1 protein-coding gene and 1 pseudogene are annotated in these 1753 nt (G+C 75.1%); both read right to left on the reverse strand.

The genetic code is table 11. The features are described from left to right. On the reverse strand, window positions 1-870 hold an 870-nt coding region (locus tag BST12_RS28805), incomplete at its 3' end, for a PE family protein (RefSeq protein ID WP_139802048.1). A gap of 112 nt (window positions 871-982) precedes the next feature. After that, window positions 983-1753 (reverse strand): annotated as a pseudogene (locus BST12_RS32505) (hypothetical protein); the annotation flags it as partial.

Below are 1753 nucleotides of genomic sequence, written 5' to 3' on the forward strand. Positions count from 1 at the left end.
CAGCAGACCCCCGCCACCGCCGGCGCCACCGGTCCCGCCGATGCTCTCGGCGCTGAAGCCACCCGTCCCGCCGTGGCCGCCGCCCACGCCTACCAGGCCGCTGAGGTTTCCGGCAGCGCCGCCGGCACCGCCGGTACCGCCGGCGAGAACCTGGCTCGCGCCGCCGGACCCCCCGAGCCCGCCGGCGCCGAACAGCCCGCCCACTCCACCGGCGCCGCCGGCACCGCCGACTCCCGCAGTCCCGATGCTCGAGCCGCCGAACGCCGCCCCGCCGAGTCCGCCTGTTCCGCCGGTACCGAACAACTGTCCGCCGGCGCCGCCGTTGCCGCCCATCCCGCCGTTGCCGTTGAAGGTGCTACCGCCCGCGCCGCCGGCGCCGCCGGTGCCGAACAATCCGGCGGCCCCGCCGTTGCCGCCACGCATGCCCGGGGCGCCCGACCCGCCGGCCCCGCCGTTGCCGAACAGCAGACCGCCGTCGCCGCCGTTCAGCCCGGAGCCGGGGGCGGCGTTGGCGCCGTTGCCGATCAGCGGTCGCCCGTAGCGGGCCACGCTCTGCGCGTTGAGCGTATTGAGCAGGTTCTGCGAGGCGCTGGCGATGTCGGTGGTCAGATAGGCCGCGGCACTGGTACTCATAGCCCGCACGAACTGGTCGTGAAACGCCGAGACCTGGGTGCTGATCGACTGGAATTCCTGGCCATAGCCGGAGAACACGGACGCGATGGCCGCGGAAACCTCGTCCGTGCCCGCCCACTCCACCTGGATCGTGGAGGCTGCCGCGGCCGCCCTGGCGCCGCTGATCGCAGAACCGATATCCGACAAATCTTGCGCTGCTGCCGCCAGGGATTCCGGCACTGCGGTCACAAACGACATCGACTACCCCTCACGCTTCCGAACCCGGGTTCTTTATTGATTGCCCCGACTGTCCCGGACCGGTCGTGAAGAAAGGATGTAGAGACATTGAATGCGCCGCGTACGGCGCTAGTCAGCCGTTCCCCGACCCTCCGGCACCGCCGGCGCCACCGGGCGCCCCGTGGGAGCTATTGGGCCCAGAACCGGGGGCGCCGGGCAAGCCGGTACCGCCGGGACCGCCGATGCCGGAACCGCCAGTGCCGCCGTCGCCGCCGCCACCGCCGGAACCGCCGAAGCTGAAACCGCCGTCGCCGCCGACGCCGCCACCGCCGCCGGTGCCGCCGTCGCCGCCGGACCCGGTGTTGCTCGATCCGCCCATGCCGCCAATGCCGCCGGTCCCGCCGTCGCCGCCGGCACCGAAGTCGTTGGTGGGACTGCCGACAGTGCCGCCGGTGCCCCCGGTCCCGCCGACGCCGCCCATACCGCCGCTGATGAGGCCGGCGCCACCAACCCCGCCGGCGCCGCCGTCGCCGGCCCGGCCGCCGGTCCCGTAGTCACCGTCCACCGGACCGCCGGTGCCGCCGGTGCCACCGGTCCCTCCGCCACCGCCGGCGCCGCCGGTGTAGCCGCTGCCGCCGGTGCCGCCTATGCCTCCCACGCCGCCGGCGCCGGCCACGGTTCGAGGCGTGCTGTCGCCACCGCCCTGGCCACCGTGGCCACCGACTCCGCCATCGCCGCCGGCCCCCTGGTGGCCGGACGAAGCCTGACCGCCCGATCCGCCGCCACCGCCGTGGCCGCCACTACCACCGGATCCGGGACCAGTGCTGGCTCCGGCGTCAGCGCCGCTACCGCCCATCCCGCCGGTCCCGCCAGTGCCGCCCTGCCCGCCATTGCCGCCTGTGAC

Source organism: Mycobacterium angelicum, assembly GCF_002086155.1.
Taxonomy (GTDB): Bacteria; Actinomycetota; Actinomycetes; order Mycobacteriales; family Mycobacteriaceae; genus Mycobacterium; species Mycobacterium angelicum.